Annotated in this window: 27 protein-coding genes; 17 read left to right on the top strand and 10 right to left on the bottom strand. The window is 70.7% G+C overall.

Annotation, left to right across the window (positions count from 1 at the left end; all coding sequences use genetic code 11):
• Positions 1 to 21 precede the first annotated feature (21 nt).
• The 5 genes from ACIBHX_RS39615 to ACIBHX_RS39595 all read left to right on the top strand — a co-directional run bounded on the left by ACIBHX_RS39615 (position 22) and on the right by ACIBHX_RS39595 (position 6387).
• A complete protein-coding gene (locus tag ACIBHX_RS39615) occupies positions 22 to 930 on the top strand; it encodes a carbohydrate ABC transporter permease (protein ID WP_397072606.1) in 909 nt (302 codons plus the stop codon).
• Positions 927 to 1739, top strand: coding sequence for a carbohydrate ABC transporter permease (locus ACIBHX_RS39610; protein WP_397072605.1), 813 nt, complete (start codon positions 927 to 929; stop codon positions 1737 to 1739). Before ACIBHX_RS39615 ends, ACIBHX_RS39610 begins: the two co-directional genes overlap by 4 nt.
• Positions 1736 to 3406, top strand: a complete 1671-nt coding sequence (locus ACIBHX_RS39605; protein WP_397072604.1) for a glycoside hydrolase family 36 protein — start codon at positions 1736 to 1738, stop codon at positions 3404 to 3406. Before ACIBHX_RS39610 ends, ACIBHX_RS39605 begins: the two co-directional genes overlap by 4 nt.
• Entirely contained in the window at positions 3403 to 4386 is a 984-nt protein-coding gene (locus ACIBHX_RS39600) for a LacI family DNA-binding transcriptional regulator (RefSeq protein ID WP_397072603.1), read from the top strand. Before ACIBHX_RS39605 ends, ACIBHX_RS39600 begins: the two co-directional genes overlap by 4 nt.
• Positions 4387 to 4455: 69 nt before the next feature.
• Positions 4456 to 6387: a hypothetical protein gene (locus tag ACIBHX_RS39595; RefSeq protein WP_397072602.1), complete on the top strand. Its 1932-nt coding sequence runs from the start codon at positions 4456 to 4458 to the stop codon at positions 6385 to 6387.
• A gap of 49 nt (positions 6388 to 6436) precedes the next feature.
• Here the strand turns inward: ACIBHX_RS39595 and ACIBHX_RS39590 are convergent, their stop codons facing one another.
• Positions 6437 to 6592, bottom strand: coding sequence for a hypothetical protein (locus tag ACIBHX_RS39590; protein ID WP_397072601.1), 156 nt, complete (start codon positions 6590 to 6592; stop codon positions 6437 to 6439).
• Between the two features lie 158 nt (positions 6593 to 6750).
• Positions 6751 to 7545 (bottom strand): SAM-dependent methyltransferase, encoded by a 795-nt coding sequence (locus ACIBHX_RS39585; protein WP_397072600.1) that lies wholly within the window; start codon positions 7543 to 7545, stop codon positions 6751 to 6753.
• A 199-nt stretch (positions 7546 to 7744) separates the two neighbouring features.
• Between ACIBHX_RS39585 and ACIBHX_RS39580 the strand changes: the two genes are divergently transcribed.
• The 8 genes from ACIBHX_RS39580 to ACIBHX_RS39545 all read left to right on the top strand — a co-directional run bounded on the left by ACIBHX_RS39580 (position 7745) and on the right by ACIBHX_RS39545 (position 14489).
• Positions 7745 to 9079, top strand: a complete 1335-nt coding sequence (locus ACIBHX_RS39580) for a hypothetical protein (RefSeq protein WP_397072599.1) — start codon at positions 7745 to 7747, stop codon at positions 9077 to 9079.
• Positions 9080 to 9097: 18 nt separating this feature from the next.
• A complete protein-coding gene (locus ACIBHX_RS39575) occupies positions 9098 to 9391 on the top strand; it encodes a hypothetical protein (protein ID WP_397072598.1) in 294 nt (97 codons plus the stop codon).
• Positions 9388 to 9657: a hypothetical protein gene (locus ACIBHX_RS39570; protein WP_397072597.1), complete on the top strand. Its 270-nt coding sequence runs from the start codon at positions 9388 to 9390 to the stop codon at positions 9655 to 9657. The genes ACIBHX_RS39575 and ACIBHX_RS39570 overlap by 4 nt, the downstream gene beginning before the upstream one ends.
• Before the next feature lie 36 nt (positions 9658 to 9693).
• On the top strand, positions 9694 to 11484 hold the full coding sequence (locus tag ACIBHX_RS39565) for a S8 family serine peptidase (RefSeq protein WP_397072596.1): 1791 nt from the start codon (positions 9694 to 9696) through the stop codon (positions 11482 to 11484).
• Positions 11485 to 11587: 103 nt separating this feature from the next.
• On the top strand, positions 11588 to 12160 hold the full coding sequence (locus ACIBHX_RS39560; RefSeq protein WP_397072595.1) for a hypothetical protein: 573 nt from the start codon (positions 11588 to 11590) through the stop codon (positions 12158 to 12160).
• 116 nt (positions 12161 to 12276) lie between these two features.
• Complete coding sequence (locus ACIBHX_RS39555; RefSeq protein WP_397072594.1) at positions 12277 to 12885, top strand: hypothetical protein; 609 nt, start codon at positions 12277 to 12279, stop codon at positions 12883 to 12885.
• Between the two features lie 114 nt (positions 12886 to 12999).
• Positions 13000 to 13764: an SDR family NAD(P)-dependent oxidoreductase gene (locus ACIBHX_RS39550; protein WP_397072593.1), complete on the top strand. Its 765-nt coding sequence runs from the start codon at positions 13000 to 13002 to the stop codon at positions 13762 to 13764.
• 83 nt (positions 13765 to 13847) lie between these two features.
• Positions 13848 to 14489, top strand: a complete 642-nt coding sequence (locus ACIBHX_RS39545) for a helix-turn-helix domain-containing protein (protein ID WP_397072592.1) — start codon at positions 13848 to 13850, stop codon at positions 14487 to 14489.
• On the opposite strand, the gene ACIBHX_RS39540 is transcribed toward ACIBHX_RS39545, so the two are convergent.
• The 7 genes from ACIBHX_RS39540 to ACIBHX_RS39510 form a co-directional block, all read right to left on the bottom strand.
• Positions 14461 to 15027, bottom strand: a complete 567-nt coding sequence (locus ACIBHX_RS39540; protein WP_397072591.1) for a flavodoxin family protein — start codon at positions 15025 to 15027, stop codon at positions 14461 to 14463. The two genes, ACIBHX_RS39545 and ACIBHX_RS39540, sit on opposite strands and share 29 nt — an antisense overlap.
• Before the next feature lie 13 nt (positions 15028 to 15040).
• The gene (locus tag ACIBHX_RS39535) at positions 15041 to 15373 is read right to left on the bottom strand and encodes an STAS domain-containing protein (protein WP_397072590.1); all 333 of its coding nucleotides are present in this window, start codon (positions 15371 to 15373) and stop codon (positions 15041 to 15043) included.
• A gap of 178 nt (positions 15374 to 15551) precedes the next feature.
• A complete protein-coding gene (locus ACIBHX_RS39530) occupies positions 15552 to 16541 on the bottom strand; it encodes a CapA family protein (RefSeq protein ID WP_397072589.1) in 990 nt (329 codons plus the stop codon).
• Between the two features lie 41 nt (positions 16542 to 16582).
• The gene (locus ACIBHX_RS39525; protein WP_397072588.1) at positions 16583 to 17863 is read right to left on the bottom strand and encodes a Gfo/Idh/MocA family protein; all 1281 of its coding nucleotides are present in this window, start codon (positions 17861 to 17863) and stop codon (positions 16583 to 16585) included.
• Positions 17860 to 18666, bottom strand: coding sequence for a carbohydrate ABC transporter permease (locus ACIBHX_RS39520; protein ID WP_397072587.1), 807 nt, complete (start codon positions 18664 to 18666; stop codon positions 17860 to 17862). Before ACIBHX_RS39520 ends, ACIBHX_RS39525 begins: the two co-directional genes overlap by 4 nt.
• Positions 18663 to 19529 (bottom strand): carbohydrate ABC transporter permease, encoded by an 867-nt coding sequence (locus tag ACIBHX_RS39515; RefSeq protein WP_397072586.1) that lies wholly within the window; start codon positions 19527 to 19529, stop codon positions 18663 to 18665. The genes ACIBHX_RS39520 and ACIBHX_RS39515 overlap by 4 nt, the downstream gene beginning before the upstream one ends.
• Entirely contained in the window at positions 19526 to 20785 is a 1260-nt protein-coding gene (locus ACIBHX_RS39510; RefSeq protein WP_397072585.1) for an ABC transporter substrate-binding protein, read from the bottom strand. Before ACIBHX_RS39510 ends, ACIBHX_RS39515 begins: the two co-directional genes overlap by 4 nt.
• Before the next feature lie 79 nt (positions 20786 to 20864).
• On the opposite strand from ACIBHX_RS39510, the gene ACIBHX_RS39505 reads away from it, so the two are divergent.
• The 4 genes from ACIBHX_RS39505 (at position 20865) to ACIBHX_RS39490 (ending at position 24666) form a co-directional block, all read left to right on the top strand.
• Positions 20865 to 21965 (top strand): ROK family protein, encoded by a 1101-nt coding sequence (locus ACIBHX_RS39505; protein ID WP_397072584.1) that lies wholly within the window; start codon positions 20865 to 20867, stop codon positions 21963 to 21965.
• A 121-nt stretch (positions 21966 to 22086) separates the two neighbouring features.
• Positions 22087 to 22617 carry an RNA polymerase sigma factor gene (locus tag ACIBHX_RS39500; protein WP_397072583.1) on the top strand — a complete coding sequence of 177 codons (531 nt, stop codon included), beginning with the start codon at positions 22087 to 22089 and terminating at the stop codon, positions 22615 to 22617.
• Positions 22614 to 23450 (top strand): hypothetical protein, encoded by an 837-nt coding sequence (locus ACIBHX_RS39495; RefSeq protein ID WP_397072582.1) that lies wholly within the window; start codon positions 22614 to 22616, stop codon positions 23448 to 23450. Before ACIBHX_RS39500 ends, ACIBHX_RS39495 begins: the two co-directional genes overlap by 4 nt.
• Before the next feature lie 10 nt (positions 23451 to 23460).
• Positions 23461 to 24666: an amidohydrolase family protein gene (locus ACIBHX_RS39490; protein WP_397072581.1), complete on the top strand. Its 1206-nt coding sequence runs from the start codon at positions 23461 to 23463 to the stop codon at positions 24664 to 24666.
• Here the strand turns inward: ACIBHX_RS39490 and ACIBHX_RS39485 are convergent.
• Positions 24659 to 26050: an AAA family ATPase gene (locus ACIBHX_RS39485; protein WP_397072580.1), complete on the bottom strand. Its 1392-nt coding sequence runs from the start codon at positions 26048 to 26050 to the stop codon at positions 24659 to 24661. The genes ACIBHX_RS39490 and ACIBHX_RS39485 overlap by 8 nt on opposite strands.
• Between the last annotated feature and the right edge of the window lie 113 nt (positions 26051 to 26163).

The raw sequence follows: 26163 nt of genomic DNA, 5'->3' as shown, positions 1-26163 counted from the left end.
CCGAACGCCCAGGAGTACGGCATGGCCACGGTGACCGCCGCCAAGCCCACCACGATGCCGCGGGTGGCGCGGCTGAGCGGGATGAAGGCGGCGCCCTACTTGTGGGTGCTGCCCGCGGTGGCGCTGTTCGCGATCTTCAAGCTGTACCCGATCGCCTGGTCGTTCTGGCTCAGCCTGTTCAGGACCGACGGCGCGCTGCAGACCTTCGCGGGAGCCGCCAACTACCGGCGCCTGGTCACCGACCCGCTGTTCTGGAAGGCGCTGGGCAACACCGCGATCATCCTGGTCGTCCAGGTGCCCATCATGCTGGCCCTGGCGATCGGCCTGGCGGTGGCGCTCAACTCGGCGGTACTGCGCTTCAGGGGCTTCATCCGCCTGGGCTTCTTCCTGCCGATGATCACCGGGCTGGTGGCGTACGGCATGCTGTTCGCCGTCCTGCTCAACCCGCAGTCGGGCCTGGTCAACTGGGTCCTCGGGCTCTTCGGCGCCGGCCCGATCCCGTGGCTGAGCCACACGCTGTGGGCCAGGGTCGCCATCGGCCTGGCACTGACCTGGCACTACACCGGCTACAACGCCGTGATCTACCTGTCCAGGCTGCAGGCCCTGCCGCAGGACCACTACGACGCCGCGGCCGTGGACGGCGCCGGAGCGTGGAGCCGCTTCAGGCACGTGACGATTCCCGGCCTGCGGCCGGTCATCCTGCTCACGCTCGTCATGTCCACGATCGGCACGCTGCAGCTCTTCGACGAGCCGTACGTCATGACCAACGGCGGCCCCGACAACAGCACCGTCACCGTCGGCCTGTACCTCTACAACAACGGCTTCAGGTTCTTCGACTTCGGCTACGCCTCCGCGATCGCCTACGCCCTCGCCGTGATCATCGGGATCCTCGGCATCGTCCAGTTCCGCTTCCTGGGGGAAAAGCGATGACGCGGCGGATCATGCTCACCTCGTTCCTGCTGGTCACGGTGACGGTCGTGCTCGTGCCGTTCTACTGGCTGATCGTCGGCGCCACCCGCAGCACGGAGGAGGTCTTCGGCAGCCCGCCGCCGCTGCTGCCCGGCGCCCACCTGCTGGACAACCTGGCCCACCTGGAGTCGAGCATCGGCTTCAGCCGGGTCGTGCTCAACTCCGCGCTGATCGCCACGATCTACACGCTGCTGGCCGGGCTGGTGTGCACGATGGCCGGGTACGGCTTCGCCAAGTACACCTTCCGCGGCAAGGAGGCGCTGTTCGGCCTGATCATGCTCGGCCTGGTCATCCCCGGCCAGGTCACGCTGGTGCCGCTGTTCAAGATGATGCTGTCGCTGGACTGGCTCAACACCTACCAGGCGATCATCCTGCCCAACCTGGCCCTGCCGTTCGGCATCTTCCTGATGCGGCAGTCGATGTCGGCGCTGCCCGACGAGCTGCTGTCGGCGGGGCGCGTCGACGGCTGCGGCGAGCTGCGGCTGTTCGTGCGCGTGGTGCTGCCCCCGATGCGGCCCGCGCTGGCGGCCCTGGGCATCTACCTGTTCCTCTACCAGTGGAACGACTTCGTCTGGCCGCTCATCGCGCTGCGCACCCGCGAGGCGTACACGATCCCGCTGGCCATCGCCTCGCTCCAGGGCGCCAACGAGACCGACTACGGCCAGATTCTCGCCGGGACCGCCGTCGCCGCGATCCCCATGGCCATCCTGTTCCTCCTTCTGCAACGACACTTCGTGTCCGGACTTCTCGCGGGAGCGGTGAAAGAGTGAGCGTGACGACCGCCGGGCTGGTGCCCGCGCCGACCGAGCCGCTGCTGGATTCCGTACGGCTGGCCGTACTGCCGGAGTCGGCGACCTGGGAGCTGCGCGACGGCGTGCTGGAGATCCACTGTGCGGAGGCCGCCGAGATCCGGCTGTCGGTGCCGCTGGGCGACGCCGTCGGGTTCTGGCACCCGGACGCGTGGTGGAACCGCACGATCGTGGCCGACTGGGCCGGGCTGGCGCACGTCTCGCTGGTGCGCGGCGCGGCGGCCGGTTGCCTGTACGACAGCTCGGGCGCCTCGATGCTGGCCTTCGCGGCGCTGGATCCGGTGCCTGAGGTCACGATGCGCTACGGGGTCTCCGAGGAGAGCAAGACCTTCGTGGTCCACCTGCACGTCCCCGCGAGGCGCTCGCCGTACCGGATCGCTCTCGCGCCGCAGGCGCCGAGCGTCGCCGCGGCGATGCGCGCGCTGCGGCGGGCGCCTGAGGAGCGGCCCGTGCCCGAGGGCGCGCGGGTGCCGGTCTATTCGACCTGGTACGGCTTCTCGCAGGACGTGGCGCACGAGCCCGTCGAGGCGGAGGCGAGGCTGGCCGCCGAGCTGGGTTGCGGGGCGCTCATCCTGGACGACGGGTGGCAGGAGCTCGGCAACGGCCGCGGATACGCGGGTGTGGGGGACTGGCGGCCCGATCTGGCGAAATTTCCGGACCTGGCGGGGCATGTGGCCCGGGTGCAAGGGATGGGGCTGAAGTACCTGATCTGGGTGGCGCCGCTGCTGCTCGGGCCGCAGGCCGAGTGCTTCGAGGCGCTGTCGCCGCTGGCTCCGCTGCCGAGCGGCGTGCCGGGCGCCCGGGTGCTGGACCCGCGGCTGCCCGAGGTGCGCAGGCATGTGGTGGACCTGTGCGTCCGGCTGGTGCGCGACTACGGGCCGGACGGGCTGAAGCTGGACTTCCTGGACCAGGCCACGCTCTACGGCGACGGCGCGGGCGCCGCGATGCACGACCTGCTCACCGAGCTGGCCGCCGAACTCGGGCCGGAAGCGCTGATCGAGTTCCGCCAGCCGTACGTGGCACCGGGCACGCCTCTGGGGAACATGCTGCGCGCCGACGACTGCCCGGCGGACGCCGTCGCCAACCGGGTGCGGACTGTGGACATCGCGCTGCGTGCCGCCGGCGGGGCCGTGCACGGGGACATGCTCATGTGGGACCCCGCCGGGTCCACGCGGAGCGCCGCGCGCCAGCTGATCGGCACGCTGCACGCCGTACCCCAGATCTCCGCCAGGATCGGCGAGCTGCCGCAGGCACACCGGCGGATGGTGGCGTTCTGGCTGGAGCGCTGGCGCGAGCTGCGGCCGCTGCTGCTGGACGGCGAGCTCGAGCCGGGGCGCCCCGACGAGCTGTACCCGGTCGTGCGGGCCGAGCGCGGCGACGAGTGCGTGATCACGGTGACCGCGGACCGCGTGGTTCCCCTCGACGGGCGCTTCAGGAAGATCACGGTCGTCAACGGCACGGCCTCGGGCAGGCTCGTCGTGGAGGTCGCGGGGGAGGGGTTCGCGGTGAGGCGGGTCCACGACGCCGAGGGCTCTAGGATCGATCCGTCGGCCACGCAGATTCCGGCAGGCTTGGGCATCCTGAACGTACCGGCTTCCGGGATGGCTGTTCTGGAGGGTAACCCGTGAAGATCGGCATCACTGAGGTGGCCGCGAGGGCCGAGGTGAGCGAGGCGACCGTCAGCCGGGTCATCAACCGGCGCACCGGTGTGTCGGCCAAGACCCGCGAGGCCGTCGAGCGCGCCATGGCCGAGCTCGGCTACGAGCGCTCCACCAGGGGCCACATCGTCGCGGTGATCACGCCCCAGCTGTCGAACCCGTTCTTCGCCGACGTCGCCGAGCTGATCGAGGGCGCGCTCGCGCCGCACGGGCTGAAAGGCGTGCTCTGCCCCGCGCTGCCCGGCGGGATACAGGAGCGGGAGTTCGTCACCGCGCTGGCCGACCACGGCGTCGCCGGGGTGGTGTTCCTGTCGGCAAGCAACACGCTGGACAGCGCCGACCCCGAGACCTACAACGTGCTGGCCGCCCGGCGGATCCCCTTCGTCGGGGTCAACGGCGGCTTCGAGGGGCATGACGCGCCGGTGCTGTCCACCGACGACCACCTGGCGGCCGAGCTGGCCGTCGACCACCTGTGGGCGCTGGGTCATCGCCGCATCGGGCTGGCCTCAGGGCCCTCGGGCAACAAGGTCGCCGACCGCAGGGTCGAGGGCTTCCGTACGGCGCTGCGGCGGCGCGACGTGGCGGACGCGCTGGTCGTGCGGCAGTACTACACGATCGAGGGCGGCCAGACGGCGACCTCCGAGCTGCTCGCCCAGGGCGCGACCGCGGTCGTGGCGGCCAGCGACTACATGGCGCTCGGGGCGATCAGGGCGGTGCGCCGCCAGGGCCTGTCGGTGCCCGAGGACGTCTCGATCGTCGGCCACGACGGGTCGATGATCATGGAGTTCGTCGACCCGCCGCTGACCACCGTCCGTCAGCCCGTCGACCGCCTGGCCAAGGCGGTCGCGCGCACCATCGTCGCCCTGGTCGGCAACCAGGACGTGCCCAAGGGCGAGCTCCTGTTCAGCCCCGAGCTCGTGGTCCGCGCCTCCACCGCCTCACCCCGCTAGACACTCGCCGAAGCCGCGGACCCCTCTGCGGCTTCGCTGGAAATTCATCCGATCATCGGGAGATTTCACATGAAAGTGTTAGCTGCCCTGCTCGGCTCCTCCCTCCTGGCCGCCGCGGCCCTCACCCCCGCCCAGGCCGCCACCGGTGGCCCGCTCGTGGTCGTCAACCCCGGCTTCGAGAAGGGCGCCGACAGCTGGACGTTCACCTCCGGCACCGGCGTGGCCACCAACTACCCGCACGGCGGTGCCAAGCTCATCTACCTCGACGACGGCCCGGGCAAGAGCGTCAGCCAGACGATCACGGTCCCCACGACCGGGAGCTACTCGATCTCGGCGTGGATCGCCACCGGCGGCGCGGGCGGCACGTTCGGCCTCCGGCGCAACGGCGCCGACGTGGGCACGGTGACGTTGCCCGCCCGCGACATCTACAGCCGCTACACCGTCTCCAACCTCAGCCTCACCCAGGGCGACACCCTCGAGATCGCCTTCGGGTCGGGCTCCGGCTGGGTCAACGCCGACGACGTGATGATCTCGCCGGGAGCGCGCGCCAACCCGGTCGTCACCTCCTCCAACGCCAAGGTGGTCGAGCTGTTCGACTGGGCCAAGGCCAAGGCGGGGAGCTGGGTGCACCAGGACGGCGCCGTCGGCCCGATCAACATCAGCGAAAACCCACCCGTCAACCCCGGCGAGGCTCCCTACACCCCCACCTACTGGGCCGGATACGCCCACCGCACCGCGTACTACTCGCGCGACTTCGCCCACCAGCTCGCGGGCGCCCACCTGCTGGGCTTCGACGAGGAGAACAGGAACATGCTCCGCTCCTTCGCCGCCTCGGCGACCCAGGAGCACAAGTACTACCCGGTCTGGGCGATCAACTTCGACGCCAAGACCTGGCACACCATCGACTACAAGTCGCCCACGAACTTCGTCCGCGAGGTCCCCGCCACTTTCGAGCTGGTGGAGAAGTCCGACGAGGCCTTCCGCTGGACGGGCGACCGTACCTATGTCGATGACCCGGCCTTCTGGGACTACTACACGCACGCGACCGGCGACTTCATCAGCCTGCACGACGGCGCCAAGCCCAACGGGGTCGCCGAGGGCACGGGCAAGGGCATCTTCCAGGGCGTGGCCAGCTACAACGAGGTCAGCGGGGAACCGCTGGCCGAGGCGGGCGACGGGATCGGCGCCCAGTACCAGGCCTACCGCGCGCTCGCCGACATGGCGCTGGACAAGCACGAGGTACGGCTGTCGCGCGACATCGCCGAGAAGGCCCGCGACCTCAAGCGGTACTTCAACCAGGAATGGAGTGTTAAGTCGGGAACCACCGACTTCGTGCGCGCCTACACCGTCGACGGCACCCCGCTGACCGGCTTCGGCAAGGAGAACAGCTGGTTCATGCCGATGAAGGGCATCATCGACGCCGGCCCGCGCAACGACGCCTACCTCGACTTCATCGACACCCAAGCCTCAGGCTCCGGCAAGCCGAGCAACATCGAGGCGATCACCTACCTGCCCGACACGTTCTTCCGCCACAACCGCGCCGACACGGCGTGGAAGTGGATGCGGTACGTCTACGACCAGCGCGAGGTCAAGCACGTCAGCAACCGCCAAGGCCTCAACGGCGACTACCCCGAGGTGCCGTTCACGCTGGTCAGCCAGACGGTCGAGGGGCTGATGGGCATCCAGCCCGACGCGCCCCGCCGTACCATCGCCACCCAGTCGCGCCTGCCCGCCGACATCGGCTGGCTCCAGGTGGCGGACGTCCCGGTGGGCGACGGCACGGTCACCGTACGGCACGACGGGCAGACCGCCACCACGTTCACCAACGGCGCGGACGGCCTGCGCTTCTGGGAGGCGCGCTTCCTGGGCGAGCACCGGTGGCTCGAGGTCAACGGCCACCGCGTGCCCGGCATGGCCCGCGACATCGACGGCGTCCGCTACTCGGTCGCGGTCGTGCCCGTCCGCGGCCACGAGACCGCGACGGCCAGGATCGTCGGCTAGCTCGCCCGTACCCGCGGCCCCCGGAAGCCTGCCCCGGGGGCCCTGGGCCTCAGAACCAATATCGCCGCCCGAACATCGGACGCCCGACCGAGCCCATCACGAGGAACACGAGTCCGACGATCAGGACGATGGCTCCGATGGTGTAGAGGATCGAGAGGCCGGTGAGCCATCCCAGCACCAGCAGAATCACGCCAAGGATGATCATGATGCCCCCTTGGAGCCGAGCATGTCGCCACGCGGTCGCGCGGCCCACTCCCACTGCCCTGACCAGCGACGTCTAATCGCGTCAGTAAAAGCACCGGCCGGCGGCACCGCCGTGCTCGCCACCTACGTGGAGGGAGAGAACGTGCGCTGAGGGCGGGGTCAGGGCTTCCTGGCCACGCCGCAGTGCACGTCGAGCAGGTCGGCCTTCAGCTGGTGCAGCTCCGGCCGCCACGCCGCGGTCCGCGCGACGCCGGGCTCGACCAGCTCCAGCCCCTCGAAGTAGGCCGCGATCTCGTCGGGCGTGCTGAGCCGGTACGGGTCGCCGGCCTCGGCGCGCATCGCGGCGGCGGCCTCGGCCTCCGCGGCCTTGGCGTCCTTGGTGCCGTCGTTGACCACCAGGTACGACCCGGACGGCACCGCCGCCATCAGGCGCCGCACGATGTCGCGGGCCTCCTGGTAGTCGGCGACGTTGCCCAGGATGCCCAGCATCATCACCGCGACCGGACGGGAGAAGTCCAGGGTGGCCGAGGCGGCCCGCAGGATCCTGTCCACGTCGCGGACGTCCGCGTCGATGTAGTCGGTCCTGCCCTCGGGCGTCGAGGTGAGCAGGGCGCGGGCGTGCACCAGGACCAGCGGGTCGTTGTCGACGTAGACGATCCGGGCATGCGGGACGGCCCGCTGGGCCACCTCGTGGGTGTTGTCCACCGTCGGCAGCCCCGTGCCCAGGTCCAGGAACTGGTCGACGCCGGCCTCGCCGGTCAGGAACCGGACGGCGCGCGCCAGGAAGTGGCGCGACTCGCGGGCGATCTCCACGATGTCGGGATAGGCGGCCATGACCTGGTCGCCGACCTGCCGGTCGACCGGGTAGTTGTCCTTGCCGCCGATCCAGTAGTTCCACACCCGGGCCGAGTGTGGCGTCCTGGTGTCGAGCTGGGGCGGCTCTTGCTCGGTCACGGCGATCGCCTCCTACCGAACGATGGTTGCACGCACTATAGGCCGGTCGCGCTCGGTTGCCTGATCAGGAGCAAAATGTTCGCTCCTCGTCTTGGCGAGACTGTTGCCTCTGTCGCATTTAGTAATCAGACAACGGCGGTATGTAGTCAGCCGTGGTGAGCCAGCAGCGGAGCTGGCTGTCAGTCTCGGGGGAAAGACCATGACATACATTCAGCCGAACGCGCCCAGACCCATGCAGCCAGGCCAGCAGGGCGTCTCGCCCATGGGGCTGGGCAGCGCAGCCGGTGGCTGGGCGGGCGGCCAGCTGGGCGACTGGATCGGCGGGCAGCAGGGTGCGCAGATCGGCTCCCAGCTAGGTGGGACGCTCGGTGGCATCGCGGAGAGCCTGTGGCCGTTCCAGGCGCAGACGCCGCAGCAGATCCCGCCGCACCTTCGCCAGCAGTACATGCAGCAGCTCGCGGCGCAGCAGGGCCAGCAGGGCCAGTACGGCCAGCAGGGCCAGTACGGCCAGCAGGGCCAGTACGGCCAGCAGGGCCAGCAGGGCATGCAGGGCCAGCAGCAGGGTGTGGCACCGATGGGTCTGGGCAGCACGGCCGGTGGCTGGGCGGGCGGCGCGCTGGGTGACTGGATCGGTGGGCAGCAGGGTGCGCAGATCGGCTCCCAGCTCGGTGGAATGGTGGGTGGCATCGCGGAGAGCCTGTGGCCGTTCCAGGCGCAGACGCCGCAGCAGATCCCGCCGCACCTTCGCCAGCAGTACATGCAGCAGCTCGCGGCGCAGCAGGGCCAGCAGGGCCAGCAGGGCCAGCAGGGTCAGTACGGCCAGCAGGGCCAGTACGGCCAGCAGGGCCAGCAGGGCCAGCAGGGTCAGTACGGTCAGCAGCAGGGCGTCGCGCCCATGGGAGTGGGCAGCTCGGTCGGTGGCTGGGCGGGCGGCCAGCTGGGCGACTGGATCGGTGGACAGCAGGGTGCGCAGATCGGCTCCCAGCTCGGTGGAGTGGTGGGCGACATCGCGGAGAGCCTGTGGCCGTTCCAGGCGCAGACGCCGCAGCAGATCCCGCCGCACCTTCGCCAGCAGTACATGCAGCAGCTCGCGGCGCAGCAGGGCCAGCAGGGCCAGCAGCGTCCGCAGGGCCAGTACGGTCAGTACGGCCAGCAGGGGCAGTACGGCCAGCAGGGCCAGCAGGGTCAGTACGGCCAGCAGCAGGGTGTGGCGCCGATGGGCGTCGTCGGCGGCATCGGCGGCAGCTTCGCCGGGCGGGAGCTGGGCGGATGGATCGGCGGCGACGTGGGTGAGTCGATCGGCGGGGTGATCGGCGGGGCGCTCGGTGGGCTCCTCTCGCCCTTCCAGGCGCAGCAGGCGGCGGCGGCGAACCCGGTGGGCTTCTGGACCCAGGTGGCCCACCTGGGCATGCAGTACGGCCTGCCCGCCGTACGCCAGATCCTGAACCAGATCATCGACCAGGCGACGCCGCAGATGGCGGGCCAGCAGGGGATGCCACAGCAGCAGCAGATGCCCGTCGGCGCTGGGGCCTGAGAGGGGCGGATGGTTCCGATGGACGGACAGGAGCGCTGGGGCATGACCGCTGGGGGAGTGGGCCTCGCGCCCGGTGTGGGCAGCGCGCAGGCGAGCCAGCTGCAGGTGCAGTGCGCGATGGCGCTGCAGCAGCTGCACGGCTGGCTGCAGACGGTGGTCCCGCGGTCGCCGCAGCTGGCGGAGGCCGTGCCGCTGACCGCGCAGGCCGTGCGCCTGTACAGGGCCGGGCAGTTCGAGGCGTGTCTGGCCCAGATCCAGACGGTGGTCGCCCAGATCGGCCGCCTCGGCCAGCAGAACCGCCCGTCGCCGTGAGCAAGCCATCGGACGAGCCCGGGTCGGCCAACGGCCGACCCGGGCGCGCGCCGTTCATCGTCGGCAGCGCGGACCCGTCCGTGCTGGCGACGGTGGCGAGTGAGCTCGACCGCGACCCCGAGGTGACGGTCCAGCGCAAGCTGGGCCCGCCGGAGGGGCCGACCCTGGTCACGGTGGAGATGACGCCTGCGCATGCCGACGAGCTCAAGGCGAAATTCGGCCCCCAGGTGACGATCGAGCCGGATTCCCCCGTCCAGCTCTACTAGCGCATCAGTGTGATCTTTGAAGAGAGTCATGAGGCAATGAGCGACAACAGCAATCCCAGGCCGCCCAGGTCGTCCGGCCGCGGGAGGGGGGCGGCGCCCACTCCGGTCGAGAGCCGCCCGCGGCGTTACATGGTGGCGGCGGTTCCGCAGCCGATCCTCGGGGCGATGGGGGTGGGCACGCCTGCCCTCGACTCCGACAAGCTGCACGAGATGCTCGACCGTGACCCCGAGGTCAAGGTGAACCGGCAGCTGAAGATGCCGTCCAAGGTGGGCCTGCTGAGCGCGGACACGGTCGCGTTTCCCGACGTGACGGTGGCGGAGATGACGCCCGAGCACGCGGACTCGCTGACGCGCCAGCTGCCCCAGGTGCACCTGGAGCGGGACCACCTGCTCACCTACACGGCCGTGGCAGCCAAGGCCCCGAACACCAAGATGGTCCTGCCGCTCGGGCTCAACTCGACCTTCTCCTTCCTGGTCACGGACTCGGCGGGTAATCCGATCCCCGGCACCACCATCCAGATCACCGGTTCGCTCTGGCCCGCGCAGACGGTCACCGGGCAGGACGGCAAGGCCTCGGTCACGCTGACCGGGGAGACGCCGGACTCGATCGCCGTGGTGGAGTTCAAGCCGGAGAGCGGCCTCTGGAGCATGCTGACGAACCGGCCGGCGCTGTCGACGGAGCGCGACAACCTGGTCGTGCTGAAGAAGCTGTCGGACACCTTCCCGAACTTCCCCGAGCAGCAGACCTTCGGCTGGGGACAGGAGGCGATGCAACTGCACCGGCTCCCGCCCACCTTCCGCGGCGCGGGTGTCAAGGTCGCCATCATCGACTCGGGCGTGGGCGGGCAGCACAACGACCTGGAGGGGCAGGTCACCAAGGGCGTCGACCTGGTCGACCACAAGCCCCTCGGCTGGCGGGTGGACACCGTCCACCACGGCTCGCACTGCGCGGGCGTGATCACCGGCTCGGACAACGGCAGGGGCGTGGTCGGCTTCGCCGTGGAGGCGGAGGTGCACGCCTGCAAGATCTTCCCCGGTGGCAGGCTGAGCGACCTGATCGAGGCGATCGACTACTGCATCCACCAGGAGATCGACGTCCTCAACCTCAGCCTGGGCACGCCCGAGGGCTCCGCACTGGTCGCCGCCAAGATCGAGGAGGCCAGGAACGCGGGTGTGGCCGCCGTGGTCGCGGCGGGCAACGACGCCGGGCCGGTCAACTTCCCCGGCAACATGCCGATCGTGCTGACGGTCGCCGCGATCGGCAAGTCCGGCACGTACCCGGAGGACAGCTCGCACGCCGCCCAGGTTCTCGAGCCGATCACCTCCGACGGATACTTCTCGGCCCAGTTCACCTGCCACGGGCCCGAGGTGGACGTCTGCGCGCCGGGTGTGGCCGTGCTGTCGTCGATCCCGCCGGACGACTACGCCGCATGGGACGGCACGTCGATGGCGGCACCGCACATCACAGGACTGGCGGCGCTCGTCCTGGCGCACCACGACGACTTCCAGGACGGGTTCAGGTCACGGGACTCCCGGCGCGTCGACCGGCTCTTCCAGATCATCAAGTCCAGCTGTACGCCGCTGGACCTCGGCGACTCGAACCGCACGGGAGCGGGGCTGCCGGACGCCTTCCGGGCGCTGGCCAAGACGGTGACCGGCGTGGTGCCGAACTTCGGCGACATCAGGGCGATGCTCGACCAGCTCACCGGCGAGATGCAGCTGGCCGGGCTGCTGCCGCCGCTCGGGGTGCCCGTGCAGGCGTGGGCCACGCAGACGGTCCAGATGCCGCAGGATCCGCGCGTGCCAGGCCCGTTCGGCTGGTGGTAGCAGGCGGGCGTCCGGAAGCCCCAGGGCTTCCGGACGCCCGCTTGATCCCCTATGTCCAGGGTCCGATATCTTCCTCGGAACCTGCGACATAAGGGGATTTTTGATGTTCCGAAATGCTTTAGGTCTTGGCCTGGCCACCGTGCTGATCTCCGGGGCCCTCGCCGTGCCGGCGGAGGCCTCTCCCAAGTGCTCCCTCGGTCAGTGGAAGCTCACCGCCATGAAGATCGTCACCAAGGGCAAGACCGTCAACAGCCCCTCGGCCACGGACGTCTCCAAGGGCGGCGCCGGGACCAGGCTCACGCTGACCGCGACCACCGCGACCTACGACTTCACCGCCTCGCAGAGGATCGCTTTCAAGAACGGGAGCGATGCCACGTCGGGGTGGGACCAGTACACCGGCGTGCTCAGGGTGCGCGTCACGACGACCGGCGACCGCCAGGGCGTGCTGACCACCTCCCGCGCCGGCGCCACCGGCAACGCCAAGGCCAGGACCACCTACGTGGACACCAAGGGCCCGTCCTGGTCGGTGCGCTCTGACCTGGCCGAGGGCGTCTACGACGGTCCCCTGGTCCAGCACGCCGCCTTCACCTGCGACGACACCACGCTCAAGATGGTCGACAAGCGCGCGCGCAACGGCTGGACCACCGTCTCCACCCTCCAGTTCACCCGTAACTGACCGCCTCGAGGGGCGCGTGGGCGGTTGCGACAGGGGCTGATGCCGGGCGTTCCCGGCACGGCAAATGAGTAGGGGATACTCAGGGAATCGGCCGCCGACGACCCTAGCCTCGGGATATGGCGATCACTCTGGAGCAACGAGGCGACGGTCGCGGCCTGATGACCGGCCCGGCCAGAGCCGAGGTGCTCGCCGCGGTCCGCGGCGCCCTGGAGTCGACCGCCCGGCACACCCTGGACAGCGCGGGTGTCACGCGCAGGGATTCGCTGTGGACGGCCGATCCCCGCGTCCTGCTGACCAACCCTCTCAGCGTGGCCTACGGGGCATGCGGGCCGATGCTGTTGCTGAACAGGGTCGGCCCGCTGCCCGAGGTCCTGGTGAAATGGCTGCTCACGCAGCCGCTGAGCGTCCGTTCCTACCTGCCAGGGCTCTACCTGGGGCTCGCCGGGATCGCGCTGTTCCTGCTGAACCTGTACGCGGCGACGGGAGACGCGCACTTCGCGGAGCTCGCCGTACGCGGGCTGGATTTCGACTTCGCCGCCGGCATGGTGCTGTGCGACGCCCTCGTACCTGTCAGCTACCTGGCCCTGAACCCGCCCGCGCTGCCCTTCGTGCTGGCGGAGCTGACCTCGCTGGGCCTTCCCCCACAGGTCAGAGACGTCATCTCGGCGCTACGCCAGGGTTCGCCCGGGGAGGCGTCCGCGATTCTGGCCCGCTGGCAGGTGTAGTCCCGCCTCGCCGGGGCCGGTGAGGCAGCGGTGAGCGTGCGGTGAGCGGCCCCGGCCAGGGTTGACCCATCGCCGGATCCACCAGGGGCCGGCTACCCAGCGAGGAGTACGACGATGGGCATGCTGACGGGTAAGACGGCGCTGGTTACGGGCGGGTCGCGGGGCATCGGCCGGGCGGTGGCGATGCGGCTGGCCGAGGAGGGCGCGCTGGTCGCCGTCCACTACGGCGGCAACGAGGCGGCGGCCAAGGAGACCGTGGCACTCATCGAGGAGGCGGGCGGAAGCGCGTTCGCCGTCAAGGCCCGCTTCGGCGAGCCCGGCGCGCTGGACGAGCTGTTCGACGGCCTGACCGCGGGCCTGGCGGGACGCGGGCTGGACATCCTGGTCAACAACGCCGGCATCGCCTCGACCAACCCCATCTCCCACATCACCCCGGAGGAGTTCGAGCGGCTGCTGGCGATCAACGTGAGCACGCCGTTGTTCGTGATCCAGCGCGCGCTGCCGCTGCTGAACGACGGCGGCCGGATCATCAACATGGGCTCGACGGCCAGCCGCTTCGCGGTCACCACGCAGATCGGCTACACCATCACCAAGGCGGCACTGGAGTCGATGGCCCCCACGCTGGCCAACGAGCTCGGCAGGCGCGGCATCACCGTGAACACCGTCGCACCCGGCGCGATCAGGACCGACATGACCGCGGGTTACACCGGCATCCCCGAGGTGGTCGCCGGGCTGGAGTCCATCACCGCTCTCGGGCGGCTCGGCGAGCCCGAGGACGTCGCCGACGTCGTCGGCTTCCTGGCGGGCCCGCAGGGCCGCTGGGTGACGGGCCAGACCGTCGACGTCTCCGGCGGGACCTGGCTCGGACCCATCGCGTAGATCACCCTCCGCTGGACCTGGTACGGCCGGCCGTACCGTGGCCCGGCGGCGAAGGGGGCGGTGGGAGGGCGAGGAGTAGCATCATGACTGTGGGTAGCGATCTGGGGCGTCGCATCGTGCACCACCGCGAACGACTCGGACTCAGCTGCGAGGACGTTGCCGAGCTTGCCGGCATGTCGCCCGGATACCTGCGGTATCTGGAGGAGCAGCCCGGGTCGCCCAGCGGGGGAGCGCTGTACAAGCTCGCGTCCGCGCTGAGGACCACCGTGGACGAACTGCTCGGCGGTCGTACCGACCGTCCGCCGGGGCACGGGCCGGCGATGGCCGATCCGGTGCTGGAGCGGATGGACGAGCAGGAGTGCCTGCGGCTCATCGAGAAGGGCGGGATCGGGCGCGTCGCCTTCGAGGGGTCGCGCGGGCCCACCGTGATGCCGGTGAACTACTGCGTGCACGAGGGAGCGATCGTCTTCAGGACCGCGGACGGCGGCCCGATGGACGACGATCTGCGCACCGGTATGGAGGGCGTGAACCTCAAGATCGCCTTCGAGATCGACAGGATCGACGAGGCCTCACGGCAGGGGTGGAGCGTCCTGATCCAGGGGCCCGCGCACCACCTGACCGAGCCGCCCGACGTGGACGTCACTCCCTGGGCGGGCGGCGAGCGGAACCTGTACGTCAGGATCGTCCCCCACCAGATCACCGGCCGCCGCATCCACTCCCGCTGACGTGGCCCTTGCACCGGAGGTCGGGCAGCGCATCCCCGTTCGGCATCCGGCAGGCGGCGCCGAGCTCCTCGCCCCACTCACGCGCCCGTTCCAGCTCGCCGTCCATGAGCGGCCCCGTCATGTCGATGACGTAGAAGCTCTGTGTCGGCCCGGCGATCCTGGCACCAAGCCGGTGCAACCGCGTGAGCGCGGCACGTGCGGCCGAGCCGGGCATGTGCCGTACCCGGGTGTCGAAGGCGATCGCCCGCACCGGCTCCAGGTGGGCCCGGTCCAGCCACTCGCGGATGCCGATGCCGGGCGAGATCAGCGGCCGGGTCGTCTGCCGCGCGGCCGAGGCCCTGGTGGTGGGCTTCGTCATGGAGAAGGCGTGCGTGGGCCCGCCGATCACCAGCAGGCTCACCTCGCCGCCGACGACGGCGGGAGCCAGGCTCACCTCGACGGTCTCGGCGGACAGGTGGGACGACAACCCCTGCGCCACGGCCTCCGCCACGCGCCGGGTGTTGCCGAACATCGACTCGTAGATCACCAGCGCGTACATGGTCGGGGCCTCCTCATGCTCCAGAGGACGGAGACCTCGATGCCGCTTCGCTGATCTCTATCACGCGCCGGACCTGCTGCGGGACCCCGACCAGCACGAGACGGCCACCACTCGACGCGGCATCGGCCGCGCACGCGCGCAGCACGCCCAGCCCGACCACGTCGCAGAACCGCACGCCGGACAGGTCGAGCACGAGCGTGGACTCGTGCCGGGCGAGCGCATCGAGCACGATGTCACGCAGCGCCTGGGCGGTGGCCAGGTCCAGCTCGCCACTGATCGACAGCACGAACTCCGGCTGCCGCGACACGGTCGCGCGCAACTCGTGGTGATCATGAGGATCGGTCATGAGGCTCTCCGGTGGTCGTCAGAAAGCCATGCTTCCTGGCACGCTATCACCGCAAATAGGGACGAAAGTCCCAAGCGTGGTCAGCAAAGGTCCCGCATGGCTTTGCCAAGCCGACCGACGTGCCACCGGGACGGGTACGGCCGGCACCCCGGGGAGGTCATGCCGGCCGTACGGCTCCTCAGAGGACGTCGAGGCCGGCGGCGGCGCACTCCACCGCCAGCGCGTCCTCGTCCTCCTGTACGGCGCAGCCGAAGCGGGCACACGCGGCGGCCAGCCGCTCCCGCACCCACCGCCGGTCGTCGCCGGAAGCGATCCGGGTGCGGCAGTAGTCGAGCCGGATCGGAACGCCAGCCAGCCGTACCGGGCCGCTCCGGTCGAGCGTGACCAGCCACAGCAGACCGAGGTCGTTACGCAGGTAGGGGTGCCGGGCGTAGTCGTCGATGAAGTCGCCCAGGTCGAACATGACCCGCGGCGCGACGCCGTGGAAGACGTGCGCCGAGTGCCCGGCCACCAGGTCGGCACCCGCCTCGACCAGGGTCCGCGCCGCGGTGCGCACCGACGGCAGCGGCTCGGTGATCATGTTGGGGCCCCAGTGCGGGGTGACCAGGACGACGTCGACGTGTTCCCGCAGCCCGGCGATGGTGGCGGGAAGCCAGCCGGGCATCCCGGCGTCGAGGTCGGCGTAGGCGGTGCCAGGCCGCCCGGCCGTGGCGGCGAAGTCGGCGGGGTGGTCGGCGAAGCCCACGACACCCAGCCGGAGCCCGTCGACGGCCAGCTCGGCGGGCCGGCGGGCGGCGGATTCGTCCTGGCCCGCGCCCACGAAGCGGATGCCGGCGCGGGCCAGGTGGTCGAAGGTGTCGGCCAGGGCGTCATAGCCGAAGTCGAGCGCGTGGTTGTTGGCCAGCGTGACGCAGCCGACGCCCAGCTCGCTCAGCAGGTCGGCCGCCCGGGGCGGGGCGCGGAAGTGGAACACCTTGCCGGGGCCGCCCCAGGGATGGCCGCGGTCGGAGATGCAGCACTCCAGGTTGAGCAGCACGAAGTCGGCCCCGGCGAGCAGGGCCCGCACGTCGGCGGAGAACAGCGACCGGACGCCGGCTCCGCGGTCGATCTGCTCGGCCACGCCGCGTCCGAGCATCGTGTCTCCGGCCATGGCCACGGTGACGGACACAACTCCAGCTAACCGCGCAGGTCAGGATCCCGCCAGGGGGCTCAGAGGGTTTGCACGCCGGCCGTACGGCGGGCCCGCTCGGCGGCGAAGACCACCCGGTGGCTGTCGACGCTCTCCTGGATCCCCGACAGCACCAGCTCCGGCCGGCCCTCGTGCAGGGCCCGGACGAACGCGTCCATCAGCGCCTCGTCGCCGCCCGCGTGGCCCTCGGCCGCGCTGGAGCCGTCCAGGGAGGTGTCGATCGTCGTGGTCTGCTCGGAAAGGAAGTCATAGACGTGGATGAACCGTCCGTCGCCGGTGAGCTGGCCCCTCGTGCCGAAGATCTTGGTGTGCCGGTTCTCCAGCGGGGTGAAGGCGGTCATCGTGAACGAGACGGTGATGCCGTCCTCGTACTCCAGGTTCACCACCTGGTGGTCGACGACGTCGTTGTCGCTGGCGTACACGCACCGCCCGTAGGGGCCCTCGGCCAGTGCCCGGGTCACGGCCTCCTCGGTGAGCACGCCGCCGGTCGCGACCCGGGTGAAGTACCGCTTGGTGCCGCCCTCGCGCAGCCCGGTCCGGTACAGCCGGACCGCCGAATAGGGGCAGGACCGCTCGATCCGGCACTCCAGGCAGCGCTCGCCCGCGCCCTCGGGGCGCTGGTCGGCGCGGAAGTGCCGCAGCCCGCCGAACGACGACACCCGCTCGACCCGCCGCCCGACCAGGTGGCCGAGCCAGTCGATGTCGTGGCAGGACTTGGCCAGCAGCGCGAACGTGGCCTCGTCGGTCCGCCGCCAGCTGCCCCGCACGAAGGAGTGCGCGAAGTGGTACCAGCCGACCGGCTCCAGGTGCTCGATCGACACGATGTCACCGATGCGCGGCAGCTCCCCGCGCAGGCGCCGGGTGTAGGGCGTGTACCGCATCACGTGGCACACCGCGATCATCGCGCCGGTGCGCGCCGCCGCCTCGCCGATCGCCACGGTCTCGGCCTCGGTGGGGGCGATGGGCTTCTCCAGCAGGATGTCGTAGCCCTGCTCGGCCAGCACCCTGGTGGGCGCCAGGTGGTCGGCGTCGAGCGTCGCCACGATCACGGCGTCGGCGATCCGCCCCTGCGCCGCCATCTCCCGCCAGTCGCCGAAGACCCTCGAGTCCGGCAGGCCGTGCCGTACGGCGAAGCGCGACCTGACCTCCTCGACCGGCTCGGCGACCGCCACCACCCGCACCCGCTCCGGCCAGGAGGCGGCGAGCTCGGCGTAGGCGGCGCCGCGCGCGCCCGCGCCGACGACGGCCAGCGTGATCGGCCGGTCGAGGACCTCCCCGACGTGGTCCCTCAGGTTGATCATCCTTTGACAGCTCCCCCGGTGAGTCCCTTGACGAAATGCTTCTGCAGCGCGAGATAGAAGATCAGGATCGGCAACGCCGACAGCACCATCAGGCCGAACATGCCGCCGTAATCCCGCTGGTACTGGCCCAGCGCCCGGTAGACGCCGACCGTGACCGTGGTGCCGCCGGCCGGGCCGAGGATGATCAGCGGGTTGAGGAAGTCGTTCCAGATCCACACGCCCAGGAAGATCAGCACGCTGGCCGTGGCCGGCCGCAACAGCGGGAAGACCACCCGCCAGAACGTGCCGAACCTGCCCGAGCCGTCCATCGCGGCCGCCTCCTCCAGCTCCACCGGGATGGCCCGGATGAAGCCGGAGAAGACGAACACCCCGAACGGGACGTAGTAGCCGACGTTGAACAGGACCAGGCCGCTGATCGTGCCCATCAGGTGGGTCAGGTTGAGCACCTGGGTGACCGGCACCAGGATCACCTGCGGCGGGATCATCAGCCCGGCCAGCAGCACCAGCAGGATGGCCCGGGAGACCCGCGACTGCGTCCGGCAGATGTAGTGACCGAGCATGGCCGACACGACCGTGAGGATCACGATCGACAGCAGCGTCACGCTCACGCTGTTGATCAGGCCGTTCCAGAACAGCCCGTCGGGCCGCGTCAGCGCCTGCACGAAGTTGTCCAGCGTGGGCGGGATCGGCAGCGCGGCGGGCGCGGCGGTGATGTCCGGGCCGTGCTTGAAGGCGTTGGCCACCACCAGGTAGAGCGGCAGGAAGAACGCGCCGGCCACGGCGACCGCCAGCAGTCTCCTCACAGGTTCACCTCCCGGCGGTTGAGCACGCGCAGCACCACGCCGGAGACCACCGCGATGATCACGAGCATGAGGATCGCCATCGCCGACGACTCGCCCGTGCGGTTGGCGGTGAAGCCGATCTGGATGACGTCGAAGGCGACCGTGGCCGTGGTCCCGAGCCCGGGTCCGCCGGCGGTGAGCACCTGGATGTGGTCGTAGGCCTTGAACCCGGTGATCAGCAGCATCACCGTGTTCGTGGTCAGCGCGGGAGCCAGCAGCGGCCAGGTCACCTTGCGGAAGCGCGTCCACGCCGTCGCGCCGTCGATCGAGGCGGCCTCGATCAGCGAGCGCGGCACGCCCTGAAGCCCGGCCAGATAGACGACCGAACAGAAGCCGAGCATCTGCCAGCTGATGATCATCCCGATCGAGTACAGCGCCAGGTCCGGGTCCGACAGCCAGCCCACCCGGATGCCGAACAGCCGGTTGATCAGGCCGTCGTCCTGCAGCATCGCCATCCACACGACGCTGACCACCACGGAGCTGAGCACGACGGGCACGAAGAACACGCTGCGCAGCGCGTTGTACAGCCAGCCCCGGCGATCCAGCAGGACGGCGACGCCCACCCCGGCCACGTTGGGCACGATCACGACGATCAGCGTCAGGATCGTGGTCACCTTGAGCGAGGTCAGGAACGCCGGGTCGGTGAGCAGGCCCGCGTAGTTGGCCAGGCCCACGAAGCGCGTACGCGGGTTGACCAGGCTGGCGTTGGTGAGGCTGTAGCCGAAGCTGAGCAGGATCGGCGCCAGCACGAAGCAGACGTAGACCAGCACGCCTGGCGCGACGAAGCTCAGCAGGTAGCCCAGCCGGGAGCGTCCCGGCCTCATTGACCGCCCGCCTTGACCCACTCCTGATCCAGCGCCCTGGCCGCGGCCGCGCCGTCGGCCTTGCCCGCGATGATCTCCTGGGCCAGCGCGAACACCTTGTCGCCCACGCCGGGCAGCAGCGAGTCGTCACCCGTCTCGACGGTGAAGGCGTTGACCGCCTTGCCGGACTTGAGAACCTCCAGCGTGGCGTTGTAGACCGGGCCCATCTGCGGCGGCCGGTACCCCTTGATCGCGATGATCGCGGCATCGCTCTTGACCAGCACGTCGTTGTTGGCGGCGTTCTGGTTGAACTCCAGCGCGAACGTCCTGGCCGCTTCCAGGTTCTTGGAGTGCGCGTTCACGATCGGCCCGCCGCCGGTGTAGGAGGGCACGACCGTTTCCCCGCTGTCGGTGGGCCAGGCGAACACCCCCACGTCGAAGGGCGCCTTGACCGCCGCGAACCACGAGCCCATCGGGTACATGGCGCCCTTGCCGTCCAGGAACGCCTTCTCCGTCGAGGGATAGTCGCGGCTCAGCCCGGCCTTGTCGACGTAGCCCTTGGCGACCAGGTCGGCGAACTTCTGCGTGGCCCTGACGAACAGCGGGTCCGAGAACCTCACCTCGCCCTTGCGCCGCTTGACCAGGAAGTCCGGCTGCTTGGCGTAGACGTCGGCGCCGACCAGCGCCATCCACAGGTAGCCGGCGGCGAAGGCGTCCTTGCCGCCGCCGCCCACCACGAACGGGTTGGTTCCCTTGGCCTTGAGCTTGGCCGCGTCGTCGACCAGCTCGGCGTACGTCTTCGGCGGGGCGGTGATGCCGGCCTCGGCGAACAGCTTCTTGTTGTAGTAGACCAGCGGCGTCGGCTGGGAGTTGTACGGCAGCTGGTAGATCTTGCCGCCCAGCGGGTTGGAGTGCGGGTAGTCGTAGTTCCTGAGTTCCTCCTCGCTCCAGGCGTACAGATTGCCGCCCTCGGCGAGCCCGCTGGGCGCGATGGCCTGCATGACGTCGGGCAGCTGGCCGGAGGCCAGCAGCTGCTTGGCGTAGGCGTTGCGCTCGCCCGCGCTCGGCGCGACCAGCTTCTTCACCACGATGTCCGGGTGCTTGTCGGTGACGCGCTTGATCGCCTCGTCCCAGTACTGCGGGGTGAGGTTGGGCGTCTCGAAGACCAGGAAGGAGATCTCCTTCTTCCCGGCCGTCGGCTGCTGGGTGTCACTGCCCGCGGGAGCACAGGCCGCGAGTGTCAAGGCGGAGGTGGCCAGGACGATGACCTTCTTCATGACGATCCCTTCTGCTGGGGGGCGCACGACATATTTTTAGAGGGTCCTCAAATAATTCGCAATGCCCTACCATCGGATCGTGACCCTGACAGGACAGGACCCCTCGCTGCTCCGCCGCCTCAACGCGGCCGCCGTGCTGCGCGCTCTGCACGCGGCGGACGAGCTGACGCTCACGCAGCTGGTGAAGATCACCTCCATCTCCCGCGCCACCGTCGAGGACGTCATCGCGGGACTGCCCGACCTCGTCGAGGAGGTCGACGTGCAGGTGGGGGATCCGCGTCCGGTCGGTCGCCCGGCCAAGCGCTACCGGTTCCGCGCCGAGGCGGGACACGTGGTCGGCGTCGACATCGGCCCGCACAAGGTGCTCGCGATCACCGCCGACCTCAAGGGCCGCATCCTCGATCGCAGGCGCACCGCCGTCACCCCCGAAGCCGGCACCGCCGACAGGGTCGCCGCCACCCGCGCCGTCGTGCGCAGGACGCTGCGCGCGACCGGCGTCGACAGCGGGCAGGTCCGCGCGCTCGGCGTGGCCACCACCGGCGTGGTCGACCCGGCCGACGGCCGGATACTGGTCAGCGACAGGCTGCCCGGCTGGGCCGGCGTCGACCTGCCCACCGAGCTGAAGGGCCTGGCCGACGGCCCCGTCCTGGTCGGCAACGACACCAACCTGGCCGCGCTGGCCGAGCACTGGAGGGGCGCCGCGGTCGACGCCGGCGACGTGCTGTGCCTGCTGGCCGGCCGCAGCATTGCCGCCGGGCTGCTCATCGGCGGCAAGGTCCACCAGGGACGCAACGGCGCCGCCGGCGAGATCGGGGTGATGCGGGCCTTCGGGTGGTACACGGCCTTCGACGGCTTCCTCGCCTACGGCGGCAGCGACCGCGTCTTCGAGGGCGTCCAGGCCGGCGACGCCGAGGCGACGGCCATCGTCCGCGCCTTCGCCCGCGACCTGGCCAGAGGCGTCGGTGCCGCCGTGCTGACCATGGATCCGGAGCTGGTCGTCCTCGGCGGTGGCCTGTCAGGGGCGGGCGAGCTGCTCGCCGCGCCGCTGCGCGAGGAGCTGGCCGAGCTCTGCCTGTTCCCGGTGCGGGTGGTCACCTCGGAGCTGGGCGCCGAGTCGGCCGCGCTCGGTGCGGTACGGCTGGCCCTCGACCACGTGGAGCACGCCCTCTTCGGCGTCTGAACGCCCGCCGTGCTGCGGATGTAATGTCCGGACCGCCGGATTTCCAATAAGGGGAAAGGACCGAGACGGCGGAAGGCACACGTGGATGGCAGACAATCCATCGGAGGATCTCCGGCAGACGATGCGAGATCCCGCGGCGTTCGAGACCTTCTACCGAAGACACGCCGAACGCGTGAGCCGCTTCGTGGCCCGCCGGATGACGGATCCGCACACGGTGGACGACCTCACCACCGAGGTCTTCCTGGCCGCCATCGACACCGCCCACACCTACCGGCCCGACCGGGGCAGCCAGGAGGCGTGGCTGTTCGGGATCGCGCGCAACACGGTGGCCGCCGAGCAGCGCCGGGTGGCCAGGGAACTGCACAAGAACGGCAGGGCCGCGGGGCGGCGCCCGCTGGACGCCGACGACATCGCCCGGCTCGAGGAACGCATCGACGCGGAACGTGCCGCCCGCCCGCTGCTGTCGGCTCTCGCGGGGCTGCCCGCGAGCCTGCGGGCCGTGACCGAGCTGGTCGACGTCGACGGCCTGTCGGTCGCCGACGCCGCGGCCGCCCTGCGCATCCGCGTCGGCACCGCCAGGGTCCGGCTGCACCGCGCCCACCGGCGGCTCCAGGCCGAAACCGGCCACCCGATCCTGGAAGGAACCTCATGAACGGATCCCTCGCCGGTTTCGAAGAGCGCCGGCTCGCCGAGCTGAAGGAGTACGTCGCCAAGCGCGCGGCCAGGCGGCCACGCCGCCGCCTGGTCCTGGCCGCGGCCGCCGCGGCGGCGGTCACCGTGGGGGCGAGCGTGGTCACCGTCTCCACGATGGGCGGCGGAGACACCGCCTACGCCGTCACCAAGGACTCCGACGGCATCGTGTACGTGACCGTGCGCGACTTCCACGACGCGGCCGGGCTGACCAGGCAGCTCGAGAGCCTCCACGTGCCCGCCGTCGTGGACTACGTCCCCGCGGGCAAGAAGTGCGCGCAGGAGCCGCGCGGCGTCTACGTCGAGGACATCCCGCGCGGCCTCTACCAGCCGCCCACGAACATTCCCGGCGCCGGCGCCGACGAGATGGGCTGGCGGATGCGGATCGACACCAAGCTGTTCAAGCCAGGCCAGACCTTCGTCTGGACCCTGTCGAACGACCCCGTCTACGGCTGGACCGAGACCAGCACGATCCTCATGCGGAACCCGGTGGCGCCCTGCGAGCTGGTCCCCGACGACACGCCGCACCACATCTCGACGCTGCCTGCCACGCCGGCGGGCTACGCCGGGAAGACCGTGGGCGAGGCCCTGCCGGAGCTGGAAAAGCGCGGCCTCAAGGTCACCTACCTGGTCACCGAGCCCGCTCCCGACCCCCGCCCTCCTATCGGCAACCCGTACGTCATGTATCCCACCAAGCAGAACACCCCGGTGGGGGAGGACTGGCACATCTGGAACGCCGACGAACCCCAGCCGGGCCAGGTCCGCCTCATGGTCACGCGGAAGCTCGCGTCGTAGGGTCGGCCGTGTGGAGCTGCTCATTCGCAACGCCGGGCTGCGGGGGCGCCCGGGGCGGTGGATGCTGGGGGCCGACCGTGGGGTCCTGACCGTGGTCGAGCCCGACGCGGGTGCCGACGCCGACACGGTCATCGACGCCGAGGGCAACCTGGTGACCGAGCCGTTCGTCGACGCGCACCTGCACCTGTGCAAGGTGCACACGCTCGACCTGGTGGGCCCGCACGCGGTCGAGACCTACACCCAGGGCGGCATGAGCGCGGCGATGGCGGCGATCGAGGCCGCCGCGGCCGTCAAACGCGACCAGACGGCCGCCGCGGTCCTCGACCGTGCCCGGCGGGCGCTGCTGGAATCCGTACGGCACGGCGTCCGCGCCGTCCAGGCCTTCGCCGACGTGGACCCCGACGCCGGGCTGACCGGTGTGGAAGCCCTGCTGGCGCTGCGCGAGGAGTTCCGCGACCGGGTCGAGGTCCGCGTCGTCGCCTTCCCGCAGGATGGGCTGCTGCGCCGCCCCGGCACCGAAGAGCTGATCGAGGAGGCGGTACGGCTCGGCGCCGACGTCGTGGGCGGCATCCCGTGGATCGAGTACACCGACGCCGACGCCGCCGAGCACGTGCGCCGGATGGTGGAGCTGGCCCGCCGTACGGGGAGGCGGGTGGCGATGCTCGTCGACGACGCCGGCGATCCGGGGCTGCGCACCACCGAGATGCTCGCGTCGGCGCTGCTGGCCACGGGCGTGCGCGGCAGCGCGCAGCACGCCCGTGCGATGGCGCTCTACCCCGAGCTCTACCTGCGCCGGCTGCTCGGGCTGTGCCGCGCGGCCGGCCTCGGATTCGTCAGCGACCCGCACACCGGGCCGCTCCACCTGCCCGTCTTCACCCTCGCCGACGCGGGCGTGCCGGTGGCGCTCGGGCAGGACGACATCGAGGACGCCTACTACCCCTTCGGCCGGCACAACCTGCTCGAGGTCGCCTTCCTGGCGGCCCACCTGCTGGAGGCCCGCACCGACCTCGACAGGCTGTACGACATGGTGACGGTGGAGGCCGCCCGCGTGCTCGGCCGGCCCGTCCACCGCCTTGTCCCCGGCGCCCCTGCCGACCTCGTGGTCCTGGAGGGGCGGACGGTCAGGCAGGCGCTCACTCTGCACGCCCCGCCGCGGCACGTCGTCGTGGGCGGCAGGGTGGTCGCCAGCACCCGCACGCGCACCGAGTTCACATGAAGGGGGCGGGTTCGCGCTCGCGCTCGCCCGAGCCGAGCAGGGACCTGGTCAGCGCCGCCCGCTCGTCGAGCATCTCGTCCAGAGCGCGCCCCAGGTGCTCGCCGGTGAGGACGGCGCCGGCCGACAGGACGGCTCGCCGTACGAGCTCCTTGAAGAACGACGCCGTGGCACCCTCGGTCCTGGCCACGATCGGCTCCAGGTCGGCCTCGAGCCGGATGTCCCTGGCGTACAGGCGCAGCAGCGCGGCCCTGCCGCCGGCGTCGGGCTTGGGGATCTCGACGGCCAGGTCGACCCGTCCCGGACGGTCGGCCAGCGCCCGCTCCAGGACGTCGGCGCGGTTGGTGGTGAGCACGAACGTCACGTCGGCGTCGGCGCCCACCCCGTCCATCGCGTCCAGCAGCGAGAACAGCAGCGGGTTGCCGTCCTCGGTGAAGGAGCGGTCGCGGGCGACCAGGTCGACGTCCTCCAGGATGACGATCGCCGGCTGCAGTCGCCTGGCCAGCCCCGCCGCCTGGGTGACGTACCTGATCGCCGAGCCGGTCATGACGATCACGGTGCAGCCGCGCATCCGGCCCATCAGGTAGCGGACGGTGTGCGTCTTGCCCGTGCCGGGCGGCCCGTGCAGCAGCAGGCCGCGCTTGAGGTGCTGCCCGTGCTCGCGCAGCCGTACGGCCTGCTCGCCGATCTCCACGATGTGCCGCTCGATCGTGTCCAGCACGTCCTCCGGCAGGATCACCTGGCCGGCGTCCAGCCGCGGCCGGGGCAGGAACGTCACCAGGTCGTTGCCCCGATGCTCGCTCCACTCGAACGACAGCACCTGGCCCTGGTAGACGTCGTGCTCGCGCATCCGCCGGGAGATCTCGTCGCGGGTGCGGGTGGCGTCGGCTCGTTCCTTGGCCAGCACCACCACCTCGCACTGCGGGGTGTGCTCCCGAGCCCCGCGCAGCCCGATCACCACCGGCGCGCCGTCGGGGGACCGCGCCAGGATCAGCCCGAGCGCGATGACCTCGGTCGTCTCGTCGGGCCCCACCGCGGCCGTGCTGTAGTCCACCGCACCGGGCTCGTACCGGTCCCAGCCGCGGGCGGCGCCGGCCAGCATGTTGACGATGCTCTCGTGCTCACGTCCGTGCCCGGCGATCCCGAACCACTCGCCCTGCCGGCCGTGCGCGGCCAGGTAGGAGTCGACCCCGCGCTGCAGGTTGACGTGCTCCCAGCCGGGCAGGTTCTCGACCACGTTCACGATGTGCCGCAGATCGCAGCCCAGGTGTCCGATGACCCGGGCTACCAGCTCTGGGGTCTGCTGCTCCTGCTCGATCGTCTGGTGGGCGTCGCGGATCAGATCGCCTAGTGCTCGCGCCAGCTGCGTGGCGTCACTGAGATCCATGAGCCTCACCCTGGCAGACCCTACCTCCGCATCGCGCGCGATTTATCCGCAGTCGTCCCCGCGCAGCTCGGTCATGACCGCGAGCCCGCGCACCGGGTCCGCGAGATGACCAT

The sequence above is a fragment of the Nonomuraea sp. NPDC050536 genome, from assembly GCF_044457685.1.
Classification (GTDB): Bacteria; Actinomycetota; Actinomycetes; order Streptosporangiales; family Streptosporangiaceae; genus Nonomuraea.
Note: the sequence above shows the minus strand (reverse complement) of the source record. Positions and strands in the feature narration are given on the sequence as shown.